We start from the raw sequence: 17,476 nt of genomic DNA, 5'->3' as shown, positions 1-17,476 counted from the left end.
GGCTTCTCCCAAGCAGGTCAGCAATATTGTCCTTTTACCTCAGACGCACAAAGGCCAGCTCACGGCGGCAGCCGGGCCAGGAGGTCAGGATCAAGCCGACAGAATAAATACAGGCGGTGCCAGAGCACTGGACCCAAAGAACCGGATGATCACATCCCTTGCGGGCCGCGATTCATCGCCGCCACGCCGGTGCGGCAGATCTCGACCAGGCCGAGCGGCTTCATGATGGCGATGAACTGGTCGATCTTGGAGCCCTTGCCGGTGATCTCGAAAATGAAATGCTCGGTGTTGGCGTCGATGACGCTGGCGCGGAAGGCATCGGCCAGCCTCAGCGCCTCGACGCGGCCCTCGCCGGTGCCGGCCACTTTCACCAGCGCGAGTTCCCGCTCCAGCGGCCGTTCCTGGCCGAGCTCGTGCGAGCGCACGGTGAGGTCGACGACACGGTGCACCGGCACGATGCGCTCGAGTTGGTGCTTGATCTGCTCCAGCACATGCGGCGTGCCGCGCGTCACGATGGTGATGCGTGACAGATGCTTCTCGTGCTCGGTTTCGGAAACGGTCAGGCTCTCGATATTGTAGCCGCGTCCGGAAAACAGGCCGATGACCCGGGCAAGCACGCCCGGCTCATTGTCGACCAGCACGGAAAGCGTGTGGATTTCCGGTCTTTCCGTCTCCTTGGCGATGAAGTAGGCGGAACCGGTGGGTTGAAGGTGCTGTGCGTTCATGACATGAATCTCGATTTCAAACTTTGAGCTGTTTTTCTGTTTCCACACGGCTTCCGACAGCCCTGCCTCGGCTCGGGCGACAGGGGTTACACCAGTTCCCTGCCCTTGGCGTCGATGGCATTGGCCACCGCCTCGTCGGTCGCCTCGTCCGGCAGCAGCATCTCGTTATGCGCCTTGCCCGACGGGATCATCGGGAAGCAGTTGGCAAGCGTGGCGACCCGGCAGTCGAAGATCACCGGCTTCTTCACCGAGATCATCTCCTTGATGGCGTCGTCCAGTTCGTCCGGCTTCTCGCAGCGGATGCCATGGCCGCCATAGGCTTCGGCGAGCTTGACGAAATCCGGCATCGCTTCGGTGTAGGAATGCGACAGCCGGTTGCCGTGCAGAAGCTGCTGCCACTGCCGCACCATGCCCATATACTGATTGTTGAGGATGAAGATCTTGATCGGCGCCTCGTGCTGCACCGCGGCGCTCATCTCCTGCATCGTCATCTGCACCGAGGCGTCGCCGGCAATGTCGATGACCAGCGCATCCGGGTGCGCAATCTGCACGCCGAGCGCCGCCGGCAGGCCGTAGCCCATCGTGCCGAGCCCGCCGGAGGTCATCCAGCGGTTCGGCTTCTCGAAATGATAGTGCTGCGCCGCCCACATCTGGTGCTGGCCGACCTCGGTGGTGATGTAGGTGTCAATGTCCTTGGTCAGCGCATAGAGCCGTTGGACGGCATATTGCGGCATGATGACGTCGTGGTTCATCTTGTAGGCAAGCGAATCCCGCGCCCGCCATTTCGCGATCTGCTCCCACCACGGGTGCAGCGCCTTCTTGTCGGCCCTGGCGGTCGCCCGCCACAGCCGCACCAGATCCTCCAGAACCCGGCCGACATCGCCGATAACAGGCACATCGGTGTGGACGTTCTTGTTGATCGACGACGGATCGATGTCGATATGGATCTTTTTCGAATTCGGCGAGAACGCGCTGAGCCGGCCGGTGATGCGGTCGTCGAAGCGCGCGCCGATGCAGACCATGACGTCGCAATCATGCATCGCCATGTTTGCTTCATAGGTGCCGTGCATGCCGAGCATGCCCATCCAGTTCTTGCCCGAAGCCGGATAGGCGCCAAGGCCCATCAGCGTCGAGGTGATCGGGAACCCGGTCAGGTCGACCAGTTCGCGCAGCAAATGGCTGGCTTCCGGGCCGGAATTGATGACACCGCCGCCGGTATAGAGGATCGGCCTTTTCGCGTTGGCCATCAGCTCGACCGCCGCCTTGATCTTGTCCAGGTCGCCCTGGACCTTGGGCTGATAGCTGGTGCGCGGCGCCGTCTGCGGCGGCACATAGATGCCCTTGGCGAACTGCACGTCCTTCGGGATATCGACGACGACCGGACCGGGGCGTCCTGTCGTCGCGACGTGAAAGGCCTCATGGATGATCGCCGCGAGATCGTTGACGTCCTTCACCAGCCAATTGTGCTTGGTGCAGGGCCGCGTGATGCCGATCGTGTCGCACTCCTGGAACGCATCCGAGCCGATCAGCGAGGTCGGCACCTGACCGGTCAGGCAGACCAGCGGGATCGAGTCCATCAGCGCATCCTGCAGCGGCGTGACCGCGTTGGTGGCGCCCGGCCCCGATGTCACCAGCATGACGCCGGCCTTGCCGGTCGAGCGCGCATAGCCTTCCGCCGCATGACCGGCACCCTGCTCGTGACGGACGAGGATGTGCTCGACCTCGTCCTGCTGGAAGATTTCATCATAGATCGGGAGAACCGCGCCGCCCGGATAGCCGAAAACATGCTTGACGCCATTGTCCTTCAGCGCCTGCACCACCATTTCGGCACCGGTCATTTCGCGCCGCTCGTTCTGTCCACTGCTCATCGGTCTGGTCCCGTATTGTCCGCCATCGGGCGATTGCTGGTCGTTTAGTCGTGTTTCGGGCAATAAAAAAGGCCCCCGAGGGAGCCTGTGTCTGCGCATGGGGGGTTTTCGCCCGGCGGTTACACCGCCTTGCCCATACGCTTTCCTACTACGAGAATGAGTGCCGTTTTCATGGTGGCGGACAATAGAATTGGTTTTGCGCCGCTGTCAACGGCGAATATGCACGATGCCGGGCGGTTCGAGCCAATTGACCGTATCCGGCAGGCCCGGTTGCGCCCATCGCGTCGAACCACCGTTCCGTACGACCACCGGCAGGATCGGTGTCCGCGATCATCGCGAAACCGCGCCAAACTATTTGACGACGTGACGCGGCACGCAGTTTGCCGCGATACTCCGGTCGACCGGCCTGGGAGGGTCCGGCACGCCGCGACGACGACCAGCACTTCACGGGAGGAAATTCGATGCTCGACAAGGCCCCAGCCAAGAAACTATCCGACGTGCTCGACCAATTCAGCGCAGCGCTCGCCGCCGGCGACATCGACGGAGCGGTCGGGTGCTTTCAGGAAGACTGCTACTGGCGCGACCTGGTGACCTTCACCTGGAACATCAAGACCATGGAAGGTCGCGACCAGGTGCGCGATATGCTGATGAGCCAGTTGGCGACGATAAAGCCATCGAACTGGGCGCTTGCGAAAGGCGAAGACGCCACGGAGAGCGACGGGCTGCTCGAAGGCTGGATCAGTTTCGAAACGGAGGTTGCGCGCGGCTTCGGCCATATCCGGCTGAAGAACAGCAAGATCTGGACACTGCTCACCACCATGGTCGAGCTGAAGAGCCATGAGGAACCCGCCGGCTTCGCCCGGCCGATGGGTGCCAAGCACGGTCACGGCAAGAACCGGCCAACCTGGAAGGAGGAGCGCGAGAAGGAAGCCGCCGAACTCGGCTTTGTCAATCAGCCCAACACGCTGATCATCGGCGGCGGCCAGGGCGGCATCGCGCTCGGTGCCCGGCTGAGGCAGCTCGGCGTGCCGACCATTATCGTCGAGAAGAACGAGCGTGCCGGCGATTCATGGCGCAAGCGTTACAAGTCGCTCTGCCTGCACGATCCGGTCTGGTACGACCATCTGCCCTATATCGACTTTCCTCGGAACTGGCCGGTCTTCTCGCCCAAGGACAAGATCGGCGACTGGCTGGAAATGTACACCAAGGTCATGGAGCTGAACTATTGGTCCTCCACTGAGGCCAAGAGCGCCACCTATGACGATCAGAAGAAGGAATGGACGGTCGTCGTCCGTCGCGACAGCAAGGACATCACGCTGAAGCCGAAGCAGCTGGTGCTGGCCACCGGCATGTCGGGCCGGCCCAACATCCCGCAGTTCAAAGGCATGGAGAATTTCAAGGGCGATCAGCACCATTCCTCGAAACATCCCGGTCCAGACAGCTACGCTGGCAAGAAAGTCGTCGTCATCGGGTCGAACAATTCCGCGCATGATATCTGCGCCGCACTGTGGGAAGCCGGCGTCGACGTCACCATGGTGCAGCGATCGACCACGCACATCGTCAGATCCGACACGCTGATGGATATCGGGCTCGGAGCCCTCTATTCGGAGCAGGCCGTGCAAAACGGCATGACCACGGCCAAGGCCGATCTCATCTTCGCCTCGCTGCCCTACAAGATCCTGCACGAATTCCAGATCCCGCTCTACGAGAAGATGAAGGAGCGTGATGCCGCCTTCTACGAGGGCCTGGAAAGAGCTGGCTTCATGCTCGACTGGGGCGACGACGGTTCGGGCCTGTTCATGAAATATCTCAGGCGCGGTTCCGGCTACTATATCGATATCGGCGCCTCCCAGCTGATCATCGACGGCGCCATCAAGCTGAAGAGCGGCGTCGACGTGACCGAGATCAAGGAACATTCGGTCCTGCTCAGCGACGGCACCGAGCTGCCGGCCGATGTCGTCGTCTATGCCACCGGCTACGGTTCGATGAACGGCTGGGCGGCAGAGCTGATCTCGAAAGAGGTCGCCGACAAAGTCGGGAAATGCTGGGGGCTCGGCTCGAACACCACCAAGGATCCCGGTCCCTGGGAGGGCGAGCAGCGCAACATGTGGAAGCCGACGCAACAGGAAGCGCTCTGGTTCCACGGCGGCAATCTGCACCAGTCACGCCATTATTCGCAGTTCCTGTCGCTGCAGTTGAAAGCGCGGCACGAGGGCATCGCGACGCCGGTCTACGGGCTGCAGCAGGTCCATCACACAGGGTAGACGATCGAGGCTGTCGCCGGGACTCGGCGCCGGTCGGTTCAATTTTCGCGACCGGCTTAATCGTCCTTACACCATCCGACCTCACCCCCCCTTAACCGCGTCGGCGTAAGGTCGATCGCCTTGGGGAAAATGGAAAAGGGAAATGGGGAACAGCCTGTCCATGTTCGTCGACCGCGACGCCTCCGTTGGAGAGCCGACATTGCAGGAGCGCCGCAAGGCGGAGCAGAGCGACAAGCGCGTTCTGGGCAATGTCGTCCAGTGCGACGGCGCGCGCGCCACCATCAGCGCCCATGCCGCCGATATTCTGGGCACGGTCACCGGCCATTGGAGCGTCGGCAAGATGATCTCCATCAACCTTGGCAACACGCGGACCGTCGGGCTGGTCTACGCGGTCGGCAAGTCGGATCGCGCCTGGCACGATGAGGGCCAGAACCCGATCGAGGTCAGTATCGAGCTCATCGGCGAGGTGCGCGACGGCGCCGAGCCCGGCGCCAAACCGGTTTTCGACCGCGGCATCACCACCTATCCGCATATCGGCGCCATTGCCCACCGCATCCGCAGCCGCGACCTGCAGGCGGTCTATGACCTGGCCGGGCGTCACTCGATCACCATCGGCACGCTGTCACAGGATGAGGAGATCGACGCCAACATCGCTATCGACGACACGCTGGCGCGCCATTTCGCCATTGTCGGCACCACCGGCGTCGGCAAATCCACCGCCGTCTCGCTGCTTTTGCGCAAGTCGATCGCCGCTCGACCCGACCTGCGCGTTCTCATCCTCGATCCGCACAACGAGTTCGCCGCGTCCTTGCCAGAGCACTGCGTCAGGGTCGATTCGGCGACGCTGGACCTGCCCTTCTGGATGTTCAAGCTCGAGGAGTTTGCCGAAGTGCTGTTTCGCGGTCGAGAGATCGTGCCGGAAGAGGTGGACGCCTTGCGCGATCTTATTCCCGCGGCCAAAAACCTTTATCGCAACCCGAATTCGGGCACGTATCTCAGGCGCGGCAGCGATGCGCTGACCGCGGACACGCCGGTGCCCTATCGCATTGTCGATCTCATCAAGCAGATCGACGAGCGCATGGGACTGCTGGAAAGCAAGAACGACCGCCCCACCCTCAAATCGCTGAAGACGCGCATCGAATCGGCAGCCTCCGATCCGCGCTACCGCTTCATGTTCAACTCGCGGCTGATCGAGGACACCATCCACGAGACGATCGGCAACATCTTCCGTGTGCCGCATCACGGGCGCCCGGTGACCTGCTTCGAGATGGCAGGCATGCCTTCGGAAGTGGTCAATTCCGTCTGCTCGGTGCTGGCGCGTCTGGCCTTCGACCTGGCGCTGTGGAGCGAAGGCCGGCTGCGGCTGCTTTTGCTGTGCGAGGAAGCGCACCGCTACATGCCGGCCGATCCGCGCCTTGGTTTCGCGCCGACCCGGCACGCGCTGTCGCGCATCGCCAAGGAAGGCCGCAAATATGGTTGTTATCTCGGCATCGTCACACAGCGCCCGGGCGAACTCGACCCCACCATCCTGTCGCAGTGCTCGACCTTTTTTGCGATGCGGCTCGCCAACGAGCAGGACCAGGCGATCATCCGCTCGGCGATCGCCGATTCCTCGGCCTCGACACTGGCATTCCTGTCTTCGATGGGCCAGCGCGAAGCCATCGCCTTTGGTGAAGGCGTGGCGACGACCATGCGAATGAAATTCGAAAAACTGTCCGATGGCCTGATCCCGGGCACAGCCAAGCGCGAGGAAGCCTTGCCGTCCGAGCTTGGCCATGATGTCGATCTGGTGGCGATCGTCGAAAGGCTTCGCAACGTTCCAAAACCGCAGCAGGCGATGGCCTTCGCCGAAGTCGTCGATTCGAGCCGGCAGGCCGGCGATCCCGACTACCGCAAGCCGCCCGCCCCGACGGTCGCACGCGCCCAGCCGGACGACGATTTCGACATGCGTTATGGCCTGAAACCCGCAACCTTCGGCCTGCGCTCGCAGAACGATTGAGCCGGGCGGCTTTAGCCTGTGAGGCTAAGGCGCTTCCAAAGTTAAAACTATGTCACCCTAGGAAACCAGCGCAAATCCCGGAAGGGAATTCATCAGGCCGGATCGAATGACGTGGCTTTCGAGAACCCGGCGCGGAGTGGACATTTGAGTCCATGAGCACCGGAAGTCGAGAAAGCTGCGTCAGTCGGCCGGCCTCATGAATTCTTCTCCGGGATTCAGGCGCAGACGCGGTTGCGGCCTTGCCTCTTGGCCTCGTAGAGCTGGCGGTCGGCGCGGCGATAGAACTCTTCGGCGGTTTCCTTGCGATCCCAGATCGCAAGGCCGACGCTGGTGGTGATCTTCAGCCGGACATTGCCCGACAGTATCGACATGTTGGCGATCGCCTTGCGGATGCGCTCGGCGAACCTGGACAGAAGTTCGGCGTCCATGTTGGGCGTGACCACCGCGAACTCCTCGCCACCCAGGCGCGCTGCCACGTCGTGATAACGCGTCATGTCCTTGAGACAACTGGCGACCGCCCGCAACACCTGGTCACCGACATCATGGCCGTGGGTGTCGTTGACCTGCTTGAAATGGTCGAGATCAAGGATCATCAGCCCGACCGGCTTGTCGATGCGACGGAATTCCTCGAGGTATTCCTTCAGTGCATCGTCGAAATAACGCCGGTTCTGCATGCCGGTCAGGCCGTCGGTCAGCGCCGCATGCTCCAGCGTTTCCGAACGGGCGCTGAGCGAAACCGTCATGGCGCGCAGCTTGCCTTCTTCCGTCGCCTGCTTGCGGATCAGCGGGTAGATGAAGAAAATGCCGAAGAACAGGGCAGTCGCCAAAAGGACGCCGGTCCCAAACAACAGCTTGTTGAGATAAGTGGTCTTCTCAATCGCGGCAGGGGTAGTGATCTCCGCCGCGAGCGCCTGCAGAAGCCCATAGGCGTGAAGCGTCACCAGGCCGGCGGCCAGGATCACGAAGATGAAGACGAAAAAGGCTGATTCCGCCTTGTGAAAACGCATCTGCTCCCCGTTGCAAAACCCCAAAGACGTTATGGCATCGACGGCCTTACGGAGGGTTAACCAGGACAACTTCAACGGGAGGTCTTCCCTTAAAGTCAACTTTTCAGGTTGCACTCGAAAAGGCGTCCAAGATCGTGGATACCACACGATCACCAAGGCGCAATCTCAGCCATTCCGGACCCAACTGATGCCTGAACCAGGTCGTCTGGCGCTTGGCATACTGTCGCGTCGCGATCTTCGCGCGCTCGATCGCTTCGGGAAAGCTCAGCTCGCCGGCCATTGCGGCCTGGAGTTCGCGAACGCCGATGGCTTTCATCGCCGGCAAGTCGGGATCGAGGCCAAGGTCGGTGATCTGCCTGACCTCGTCGAGGGCGCCCTTCTCCAGCATGCGATCGAACCGCGCCTCGATCCGCTCCACCAGCTCCGCTCGGTCCGGCTCGATCACAAGGAAGCGCGTGCTGGCTCTGTCGATCAGTGGACGGCCGCGCGCCGCCTGCCATTCCAGGATGGAACGGCCCGATGCATCGAGCACCTCCAGCGCCCGCACGATGCGCTGGCCGTCGGTCGGCTTCAGCATCATGCCGGCCGCGGAATCCTCGCGCAGCAGGATGCGGTGCAGCTTGGCTGCGCCCTGCTCCTGGAGCTCGTAGCGCCAGCGATCACGGATCGGCTGCGGAATGTCAGGCATTTCCGAAATGCCTTCCGCAAGCGCGCGGAAGTAGAGCCCGGTACCGCCGACGAAAATCACCGGCCGTTCGAAGAACGTGCCGACCGGCCGTTCGAAGAGCGTACCGTCGTCGATGAGCTTCATCACGTCGCGCAGCCAGGCGCCGGTGGAATAGGCGGTGGAGGGATGGACATGCCCGTAAAGGAAATGCGGGACGCGAGCGAGTTCGGCAGCAGTCGGCCGCGCCGTCAGCACGTCGAGCACCGAATAGACCTGCATCGAATCGGTGTTGACGATGACGCCGCCGTTGCGCTCGGCGAGGGCGAGCGCAAGGGCGGACTTGCCGCTGGCGGTCGGCCCGGCTATCAGGATCGCGTTCTTAACGCGGCCCTCGCCCGCCTGCCCGTCGGAATTTTCGATGCCGCTGATCGCCACGCTTGTATCCCATCCCGCCGGTCGCGCATTGTCGCCGGCGCTTGCGAATATGGCGTCGCGGTCGGTCGGCGCAAGCACTGTTCGCTGGCTGGCCGAAGGCATCGCCTGTGAATTCACCCTGCCCGATCCGGCCGAAGCCGCTGAAACGACCGCCAGCCTGCGCGCCGTGCTTGCACCCGAACTGGTTGACGTGATCGTTCAGCGGCCCGAGGGCAGGCGAAAGAAAATCCTTATCGCCGATATGGATTCGACTGTTATCGACCAGGAGTGCATCGACGAACTCGCCGACGAGATCGGCGTCAAGGATTACGTCGCCGCCATCACGGCGCGATCGATGAATGGCGAGATCGCTTTCGAGCCGGCCTTGCGCGAGCGGGTGGCGCTGCTGAAAGGCCTCGACACTGCCGTGGTCGACCGCATCATCGCCAATCGCCTGACCCTGGCTTCCGGTGGCCGCGCGCTTGTCCAGACCATGCGGGCCAACGGCGCTTGGACTGCACTCGTGTCGGGTGGCTTCAACGTCTTCACCGCACGCATCGGCGCCATGCTCGGCTTTCAGGAGAATCGCGCCAACCGCCTGATCGAGCAGGATGGCCGCTTCACCGGGCTGGTCGCCGAGCCGATCCTGGGGCGCGCCGCCAAGGCCGATGCGCTGCTCGAGATTTCGGCGCGCCTCGGGCTGACGACCGCCGACGCCATTGCTGTCGGCGATGGCGCCAACGACCTCGACATGATCCGCCTTGCCGGCACCGGTGTGGCGCTTCATGCCAAGCATGTCGTGGCGGCGGAGGCAAAATTCCGCATCGACCATGGCGACCTGACCGCGCTTCTCTATCTGCAGGGCTACCGGCGGGAGGAGTTTGTGGAGTGACGCCAATCCGCACCGAGCGCCTGATCCTGCGCAACTGGGAGGGTCGCGACCGCGACCTCTTCTACCGCATCAACTCCGACGAGCGCGTCATGGAGTTCTTTCCGTTTCGCCGCGACCGCGCGCAGGCCGACGCCAAGATGGACGAGTTCCGCGCATGGATTGCCGAGGATGGCTACGGTTTCGCTGCCGCCGAGATAATTGAAACGCGCCAATGCATCGGCTTCGTCGGCCTCCTCGACACTGATCATTTGCCGTTCCTGCCGGCCGGCACCGTCGAGATCGGCTGGCGGCTGGCGCCCGAATTCTGGGGCCATGGCTATGTCACCGAGGCAGCCGAAGCCTGGCTCGCCTATGGCTTCGAAACGCTTGGCCTCGAGGAAATCGTTTCTTTCGCCGTCAGGGATAACAGCCGGTCCACTGCCGTCATGGAACGCCTGGGCATGACCGCCGACCCGACCAGCGATTTCGACCACCCCGGCATTCCGGACAGCCACGCCAGGCTCAAGCGGCATGTGTTCTACAGGCTGACAGCCAAGGATTGGCAGAAAAACCGGCGCTGATCAGCGCCGACCCTGATCAGCGCTTGTCAAACGGAAGCTCGTCGCCGGGCTGCGGCGGTTTTGCGCCGACCCGATCGAGCACTTTCGCGAAATCGTCGCCCGATGCATCACCCGCCCGTCGACGCAGGAAATCGGCCGCTTTCTCCATGGAGCTCCAACCTTTTGCGACACGGCCGACGCGATCCACTGGTTCAGCGACACACCATCAGCACGCGCCTCCGGGACTCAGTCCATCCGGATCGTCACAAACCGCAATTCGCCGCTCTTCGACGCCAGCATCAGCAGCGCATTCTTGCGTCCCTGCTCCTTCAACGCAGCAATCCGGTCCATGACATCCTTGGGCGTGGCGACCGATTCCTGCGCGATCTCGGTGATCACCTCGCCGGCCTGGATGCCGCGTTCGGCAGCGGCTGAATCCTTGGCGACTTCAGTGATGACGACGCCGGAGACTTCGGCGGCAATACCGAATTTCGTCCGCGTCTCGTCGTTGAGGTCGCCAACGGTCATGCCGAGCACGGACGCCGTCGAAACGGCAGGCGCCTCGTCGCCGGTGTCCTTGTCGGTATTGCCGTTCTCGCCGCTGGCAAGCTTTTCGCCATCTTCGAGCCGGCCAAGCGTCACCTTCACGGTCTGCTCGACGCCCTTGCGCACGATGACCACGTCGACAGCCTTGCCGACCGTGCTCTCGGCGACGACGCGCGGCAGGTCGCGCATTTCATTGACGTCCCTGCCGTCGAACTTGATGATGACGTCGCCCGCCAGGATGGTGCCGTTGTCGACAGGCCCGCCCTTGATGACGCCGGCGACCAGTGCTCCCTTGGCGGTCGCCATGCCGAGGCTCTCGGCAATGTCGTCCGTCACCGGCTGGATGCGCACACCGAGCCAGCCGCGCCGCGTCTCGCCGAACTGGCGGAGTTGGTCGACGACGCCCAACGCCAGCTGCGAGGGAATGGAAAAGCCGATGCCGATCGAGCCGCCGGACGGCGAGATGATCGCCGTGTTGATGCCGATCACCTCGCCGGCGCTGTTGAACAGCGGCCCGCCGGAATTGCCGCGGTTGATCGCGGCATCGGTCTGGATGAAATCGTCATAGGGGCCGGAATTGATGTCGCGGTTGCGGGCCGAGACGATGCCGACCGTCACGGTGCCGCCGAGGCCGAACGGATTGCCGATAGCCATCACCCAGTCACCGACGCGCATCTTGCTGGAATCGCCGAATTTCACCGCCGTCAGCTTGTGCCCTTTCGGATCGACCTTCAGCACCGCCACGTCGGTCTTGGTGTCGGTGCCGACCAGCGTCGCCTTCAGCGTCACGCCGTCGGAGAAATTCACCTCGATGTCGTCGGCATCGGCGATCACGTGGTTATTCGTCACCACGATGCCTTGCTCGGCGTCGACCACGAAGCCTGAGCCCAGCGACTGCACCTTTTGCGAGGGGTTGCCCTGTTCGCCGGGACGGTTCTTGAAGAAATCGTCGAAGAAGTCCTGGAAGGGCGAGCCCTCTGGAAGCTGCGGCATCGGCACCGCGCCCGGGCCTTCCGTGCCCTTCACTCTCTGCGAGGTCGATATATTGACCACGGCGCCGAGCAGGCCCTGCGCGAGATCGGCGACCGAAGCCGGGCCGTCGTCGGCGGCCGCGGGCGTCACCAGCGACGGGACGGTAGCGACGCCGATAAGAAGTGCTGCAGCACCCGCGGTCAACGTCCGCCTCGCCGCGCGCAAAAAGCTGTTGGATGTCATCGAGAAGTCTCCCGGTGTCTCTGAGAAGAAAAGCGCTCGCCGAAAACGCTGCGTCGAGCCATGTTGGCAAGAAATACGGCACGTTTGCGGCTATGGCTATCGGCGGAGGATAAATCCTCCGTTATCCCGAAATCATCGTCATCCACCACGCACCAGCCAGACGAGCCCGACACCAACGGCGATTGCAATCAGCCCGGCGACCCGCAGCGTATTTTCCGGCATCGACAGAACCTCGCCGGCAAGTTTCTTGGCGAGACCGGGAAAGCCGCCATAGACCAGGCCCTCGACACTACAGCGCCGCACGTCCTTTTGGACGCGCAAAGGACGCTGTAGCACTTTGATTTGGCGCATGATCCTTTCCGAAAATCGATTCCGATTTTCGGGGTCATGCGCGAGAACCAGGCCTATTGCCGCCAGAAAGTCCTGCAACGGCCGTTACTGACCGGTGCCTGGCTGCGCTGTCGGTGCAGCGGGTGCACGGGGCACAGCTGCTGGCCCAGGCGCTGCCGGTGCAGCCGGCGCTGCCGGCGTGTCCGCGCCGGCGGGATTGCGGAAGAAACGGAAGAAGTCCGAATTCGGCGACAGCACCATCGTCGTCCCGGTACTGTTCAGCGCCGTGCCGTAGGCATTCATCGACCGGTAAAAGTCGAAGAAGGCTGGATCGCGCTGGTAGGCGTTCGCGAAGGTGGCGCTGCGTTGAGCTTCACCTTCACCGCGCAGGATTTCAGACTCTCTCCGTGCCTCGGCGACGATCTCCACCACTTCGCGGTCGGCGCGCGCCCTGATGCGCTGCGCCGCCTCGTTGCCGCGCGCCCGCAGCCGCTCGGCTTCGGCCAGACGCTCAGCCTTCATGCGGTCATATGTCTGTTGCGAGACTTCCGCCGTCAAATCGGTCCGGCGAATGCGGACATCCTCGATCTGCAGGCCGAGCGACGTGGCGTCGGGCCTCAGCTGATCGCGCACTTCGCGCATCATCACGGCTCGCTCTTCCGAGAGCGCCGCCTCGAAGTCGCGCAGACCGTAGACACGGCGCAAGGCGGCGTCGAGACGCGTCCTCAAGCGTGCCTCGGCCAGCTCGATCTGGCCGGACACCGCGGAGCGAAACACGCGCGGATCCGAGATCCGATAGGCGATGAAGGCGTCGACCTCATAAAACTTGCCGCCCGAAACCTGGACGCGGATGTTGTCGAGGTCGAAGCGCAGCACCCTGTTTTCGATCAGCTGCACGCTGTCGGCATCGAAGAAGGCGAACGGCGCCTTGAAATAGATGCCCGGCTGGCTCTTGACGTCGACGATCTCGCCGAACCTAAGCACCAGTGCCTGCTGGCGCGCATTGACAACGAAGACCGACGAATAGAGCAGGAACAGGACGACCGCGGCGATGACGGCGATGATGGGAAGACGGTTGGCCATCACTGGTTTCCTCCCAGCACCGGCGCCGGCGCCGGCGCCTTCTGCTGCAATGCCGGCAGCGGCAGATAGGGAACGACCCCTGGTCCGCTGCCTTGCTCGATGATGACCTTGCTGGAATCCTTCAGAACCCTCTCCATCGTTTCCAGATAAAGCCGCTGGCGCGTCACATCCGGCGCCTTGGCGTATTCGTCATAGACCGAGATGAAGCGCTGCGCCTCGCCTTCGGCCTCCTGCACGACCCGGTTCTTGTAGCCGGCCGCCTCCTCGCGGATCTGTGCGGCCTCGCCGCGCGCCTGGCCGAGCTTCTGGTTGGAGTACTGGTTGGCCTGCTCGACGAACTTGTCCTCGTCCTGTTCGGCGCGCTGCACCTCGTCAAAGGCGTCGGCCACTTCGCGCGGCGGTGCGGCATCCTCGATCGAAATCGCGTTGACGTTCAGGCCGGCCTTGTAGCCGTCCAGCGTCGTCTGGATGATTTCGCGCACGGACGCTGCAATGCCCTCGCGATCGTCGCGGAAGATGTCCTGCGCCGGCCGCCGGCCGACCGCTTCGCGCATGGCGCTTTCGGCGACCTGGCGCAGCATGCCGTCGGGATCGGACACGTCGAACAGATAGGCCCTCGGATCGGAGACCTGATAGGCCACCGAGAACTGGACGTTGACGATGTTCTGGTCGCCCGAAAGCATCAGCCCTGAACCGTTGCCGGAGGCCGTGCCGCCGCCGATGTTGACGAGTTGTTCGGCAATGACGGCCGTCTCGACCGTCTCGATGGGCCACCAATGGAAATGCAGGCCGGGCTGGGAGAACTCTGCCTTTGGCACGCCGAATCTGAGTTCGACCGCAACCTCGTCGGGCTGCACGGTATAGACCGCCTTGAACGCCCACAGCGCTAAAAGCGCCGCCGCGATCAATCCGAACACGGCTGGGCTGGCGCCAGCGCCACCCGGCAAAGCACGCCGCAACCTGTCCTGGCCGCGCCGGATGATGTCTTCGAGATCGGGAGGCGAGCCCTGCGGACCGCTAGGCCCCTTTGGTCCCTGCCCCCAGGGTCCTGGATTGTTGCCGCCGCCCCATGGGCCGCCGCCTCCGCCGCTTTTGTCATTCCAGGGCATAAATGTCCTTTCGCTCCCTATGCGCCGGCCTGACGACGCAAAATCCGGTGTTGTTCTTCTATAGGGATGCGACGGCGCGCTTTCAACGCGATCGGTCGTCGTCACCGCCCGTTTTGGACCGTCGCGACCCTTTACCGTCTCTCAATGCACGTCGCGGCGTCGCTCGTAAACCGAATAGCGTGTCGCATGACTATCCTTTTCACCGGCCGGAACGCCCAGCGAGCGGCCGATGCGCCACAAATCCGGGTCGATCGGCGGGAAATGCGCGTCGCCGTCGACCGCGGCAAGGACATGGGTGACATGCAGGCGGTCGGCCAGCGGCAGCGCCTGGGCATAGATCTCGCCGCCGCCGATGATGCAGATTTCGTCGGCGCCGGCCATGCAGCGCCCGCGCACCTTGGCCAGGCGGATCGCCTCGTCGAGCGAATGCGCGGTTTCGACGCCCTCGGCGCGCCAGGCCTTGTCGCGGGTCACCACGATATTGAGCCTGCCAGGCAGAGGCCTGCCGATGCCTTCATAGGTCTTGCGACCCATGATGACAGGTTTGCCCATCGTGTCGGCCTTGAACCGCTTGAGATCGCTGGAAAGCCGCCACGGCAAACCGCCATCGCGCCCGATCACACCGTTTTCGGCGATGGCGACATAGATCGCGACGTCCATCAGCCGCCGCTCCCGCCATCGCCCGAAGGTGCCAGCAGCAATATGTCGATGTCGTGCTCAGGGTAGAAATTCTCTGCCGTCATCTCGAAACGCGTCGGCCCGACTTTCCTGACGTTTTCGCCACAGAACGAGACCAGGTTCTTCTGATCGCCCTTGTCGACGGTCAGCTTGAACTTGCCGATCGAGCCCGTCGCCCAGTTGCCGCCAGTGGTCAGGACATAGGCGATGCGGTTTTCGAAATATCTCAGAGTGCCGTCGGGATTGCGCTTCGCCGCCTTCCGAATCGCATTCTCGAACATGCCGTCCATGCAGTAACGGGTCTTGTAGGCGGCGTATTGGCCCTGGAACTGGCCGTCATAGAAGAAGCTGACCGAGGAGGTGGCGCCGACGCTGGGCTTGTAGCGATGGGCGACGCGAACTGCCTTGTTGGCTGGAAAGGTCGAGCGCCACCAATAGGTCGAGCGCAATTGCCAGAACGGCACATAGACGGTTTTCATGCCCGAACCGTCGTCGGCGGTGTCCTCGATGATGAGGCCGCGGTCGACCCAGTCGTCGGCAACCGCTTGCGGCAGCTTCGCCAATGCCGCCCTGGCCGCATCGCCGAACGGGTAGAACGGCACGTTCTGCGACTCGAGATCGGCACTGATGTCGATGCCGAGCGCAAATGCCTTCTGCTCGAGCTGCGGCTTTGCCGCCACGCCGTCGATCGTCACCTCGAAGCCGAGGAAATTGTCGCTCTGGCCGTCGGGAATTGCCGGCATCTCGTTCGGATCGCCTTCGATGTCAGGCATCGGAAAGGCGACGATCGCGTCGACATCCTTGTCGGTGATGTTGCGGAAGACATAGTCGACCGTCACCTTTTCCGGTGAGATGTAGAGGTCCTCGCTCTCCATGGCGACCGCGTCGCTGCGCGACAGGATCAGGCCGCCCGTCCCCAATTCGGCGATCGAATCATTGGCGAACACGGGCGTGGCCGAAAGCGCCAGCGCGGCGGTCAGGACATAACGGAACATGGAAGCTCCCTGGGCGAGATGCCGCTATGACTCTATCGCATCGGCCCGAAAATCGGAATCGATTTTCGGAAAGCACGATGCGACGATTAAAGGTGCTAGAGCGTACTTTGCGCGTCCAAGTGGACGAACGTCGCTCTATCGCATCGGCCCGAAAATCGGAATCGATTTTCGGAAAGCACGATGCGACGATTAAAGGTGCTGGAGCGTACTTTGCGCGTCCAAGTGGACGCGCGTCGCTCTAGACGTTTCAATGCGGAGTTTCAAAGCCCTTCCGCGCTTGCGCACATGCCATGCCGACCTGCCGGGCCAGTCTGGACAGCGACGCTCCGATCGGGCAGGAGTTCGCCCATGCGCAAGCTTCTCGTCATCGGCATCGGCGCCGGCAATCCCGACCACTTGACCGTGCAGGCGGTCGACGGCTTGAACCGCGCCGACGTGCTGTTCATTCCCGACAAGGGCGCAAAAAAGAACGATCTCGCAGAGCTGCGCCGCCAGATCTGCGATCGATTCGTCACCAATCCAAACTCGCGCCGGGTCGAATTCGACGTGCCGGTGCGGGCCGAGCCAGCGCCCTCCTATCGCTCGGCCGTCGATGACTGGCACGAGGCGATCGCCGCGATCTATGAAAGCCTGATCCGCGACGAGCTTTCGCAAGATGGCTGCGGTGCGTTCCTGATCTGGGGCGATCCCTCGCTCTACGACAGCGCGCTGCGCATCCTGGAGCGGGTGCGCATGAGAGGCAATGTCACGTTCGAGCTCGAGGTGATTCCCGGCATCACTGCCGTCCAGGCGCTCGCCGCCAGCCACAAGATGGCGCTGAACCGCATCGGCGATGCGGTTCAGATCACCACCGGCCGCCGGCTCACCGAGGAAGGTTTGCCCGACAATGCCGGCAGCACCGTCGTCATGCTGGACGGCAAATGCGCCTTCAACACGCTGGACGACAACGACCTCCTTATCCACTGGGGCGCTTATCTCGGCACGCCCGACGAGATCCTCATTTCCGGCCGCCTTGGCGACGTCGGCGACGAGATCGTCAGGACCCGCGACGAGGCGCGTCGGAAAAAAGGCTGGATCATGGACACTTATCTGCTGCGCAAGCCCGGCGAGCCGGAGGAGTAGGCTCCGCCGATACAGGTTCCACC

At 62.9% G+C, this 17,476-nt stretch carries 16 protein-coding genes; 5 read left to right on the top strand and 11 right to left on the bottom strand.

The window, feature by feature from the left end; translation table 11 throughout:
- Positions 1-149: 149 nt before the first annotated feature.
- Together ilvN and AC0L2B_RS14030 are read right to left on the bottom strand one after the other, a co-directional pair.
- On the bottom strand, positions 150-725 hold the full coding sequence (ilvN, locus tag AC0L2B_RS14035; RefSeq protein WP_091594244.1) for an acetolactate synthase small subunit: 576 nt from the start codon (positions 723-725) through the stop codon (positions 150-152).
- 86 nt (positions 726-811) lie between these two features.
- Complete coding sequence (locus AC0L2B_RS14030; protein ID WP_473745740.1) at positions 812-2,593, bottom strand: acetolactate synthase 3 large subunit; 1,782 nt, start codon at positions 2,591-2,593, stop codon at positions 812-814.
- A gap of 461 nt (positions 2,594-3,054) precedes the next feature.
- On the opposite strand from AC0L2B_RS14030, the gene AC0L2B_RS14025 reads away from it, so the two are divergent.
- Positions 3,055-4,857 (top strand): NAD(P)-binding domain-containing protein, encoded by a 1,803-nt coding sequence (locus tag AC0L2B_RS14025; RefSeq protein WP_473745739.1) that lies wholly within the window; start codon positions 3,055-3,057, stop codon positions 4,855-4,857.
- A gap of 160 nt (positions 4,858-5,017) precedes the next feature.
- Positions 5,018-6,856 (top strand): ATP-binding protein, encoded by a 1,839-nt coding sequence (locus AC0L2B_RS14020; RefSeq protein WP_236377169.1) that lies wholly within the window; start codon positions 5,018-5,020, stop codon positions 6,854-6,856.
- A 215-nt stretch (positions 6,857-7,071) separates the two neighbouring features.
- On the opposite strand, the gene AC0L2B_RS14015 is transcribed toward AC0L2B_RS14020, so the two are convergent.
- A complete protein-coding gene (locus AC0L2B_RS14015) occupies positions 7,072-7,863 on the bottom strand; it encodes a GGDEF domain-containing protein (RefSeq protein WP_287219123.1) in 792 nt (263 codons plus the stop codon).
- A 103-nt stretch (positions 7,864-7,966) separates the two neighbouring features.
- Positions 7,967-8,959 carry a tRNA (adenosine(37)-N6)-dimethylallyltransferase MiaA gene (gene miaA, locus AC0L2B_RS14010; protein ID WP_473745794.1) on the bottom strand — a complete coding sequence of 331 codons (993 nt, stop codon included), beginning with the start codon at positions 8,957-8,959 and terminating at the stop codon, positions 7,967-7,969.
- On the opposite strand from miaA, the gene serB reads away from it, so the two are divergent.
- Both serB and AC0L2B_RS14000 read left to right on the top strand, forming a co-directional pair.
- Positions 8,949-9,836 carry a phosphoserine phosphatase SerB gene (gene serB, locus AC0L2B_RS14005; protein ID WP_473745738.1) on the top strand — a complete coding sequence of 296 codons (888 nt, stop codon included), beginning with the start codon at positions 8,949-8,951 and terminating at the stop codon, positions 9,834-9,836. The two genes, miaA and serB, sit on opposite strands and share 11 nt — an antisense overlap.
- Positions 9,833-10,396 carry a GNAT family N-acetyltransferase gene (locus tag AC0L2B_RS14000; protein ID WP_473745737.1) on the top strand — a complete coding sequence of 188 codons (564 nt, stop codon included), beginning with the start codon at positions 9,833-9,835 and terminating at the stop codon, positions 10,394-10,396. Before serB ends, AC0L2B_RS14000 begins: the two co-directional genes overlap by 4 nt.
- A gap of 16 nt (positions 10,397-10,412) precedes the next feature.
- Here AC0L2B_RS14000 and AC0L2B_RS13995 read toward each other — a convergent pair whose 3' ends face one another.
- From AC0L2B_RS13995 to AC0L2B_RS13965, 7 genes are all read right to left on the bottom strand, one after another.
- On the bottom strand, positions 10,413-10,544 hold the full coding sequence (locus AC0L2B_RS13995; RefSeq protein ID WP_287192524.1) for a hypothetical protein: 132 nt from the start codon (positions 10,542-10,544) through the stop codon (positions 10,413-10,415).
- 77 nt (positions 10,545-10,621) lie between these two features.
- Entirely contained in the window at positions 10,622-12,136 is a 1,515-nt protein-coding gene (locus AC0L2B_RS13990; protein ID WP_128180498.1) for a DegQ family serine endoprotease, read from the bottom strand.
- A 138-nt stretch (positions 12,137-12,274) separates the two neighbouring features.
- Positions 12,275-12,487, bottom strand: a complete 213-nt coding sequence (locus AC0L2B_RS13985) for a DUF2065 domain-containing protein (RefSeq protein ID WP_473745736.1) — start codon at positions 12,485-12,487, stop codon at positions 12,275-12,277.
- Positions 12,488-12,571: 84 nt separating this feature from the next.
- Positions 12,572-13,549, bottom strand: coding sequence for a protease modulator HflC (gene hflC, locus AC0L2B_RS13980; protein WP_023798793.1), 978 nt, complete (start codon positions 13,547-13,549; stop codon positions 12,572-12,574).
- A complete protein-coding gene (hflK, locus tag AC0L2B_RS13975; protein ID WP_091594230.1) occupies positions 13,549-14,658 on the bottom strand; it encodes an FtsH protease activity modulator HflK in 1,110 nt (369 codons plus the stop codon). The genes hflC and hflK overlap by 1 nt, the downstream gene beginning before the upstream one ends.
- A gap of 141 nt (positions 14,659-14,799) precedes the next feature.
- The gene (locus tag AC0L2B_RS13970) at positions 14,800-15,318 is read right to left on the bottom strand and encodes a dihydrofolate reductase (RefSeq protein WP_473745735.1); all 519 of its coding nucleotides are present in this window, start codon (positions 15,316-15,318) and stop codon (positions 14,800-14,802) included.
- The gene (locus AC0L2B_RS13965; protein WP_473745734.1) at positions 15,318-16,331 is read right to left on the bottom strand and encodes a DUF4424 domain-containing protein; all 1,014 of its coding nucleotides are present in this window, start codon (positions 16,329-16,331) and stop codon (positions 15,318-15,320) included. The genes AC0L2B_RS13970 and AC0L2B_RS13965 overlap by 1 nt, the downstream gene beginning before the upstream one ends.
- Before the next feature lie 348 nt (positions 16,332-16,679).
- On the opposite strand from AC0L2B_RS13965, the gene cobF reads away from it, so the two are divergent.
- Positions 16,680-17,453, top strand: a complete 774-nt coding sequence (cobF, locus tag AC0L2B_RS13960; protein ID WP_473745732.1) for a precorrin-6A synthase (deacetylating) — start codon at positions 16,680-16,682, stop codon at positions 17,451-17,453.
- The last annotated feature ends 23 nt before the right edge of the window (positions 17,454-17,476 follow it).

Source organism: Mesorhizobium sp. WSM4815, from assembly GCF_055811575.1.
The sequence above is the reverse complement of the archived record's forward strand: the minus strand, read 5'-3'. Positions and strand labels throughout refer to the sequence as shown.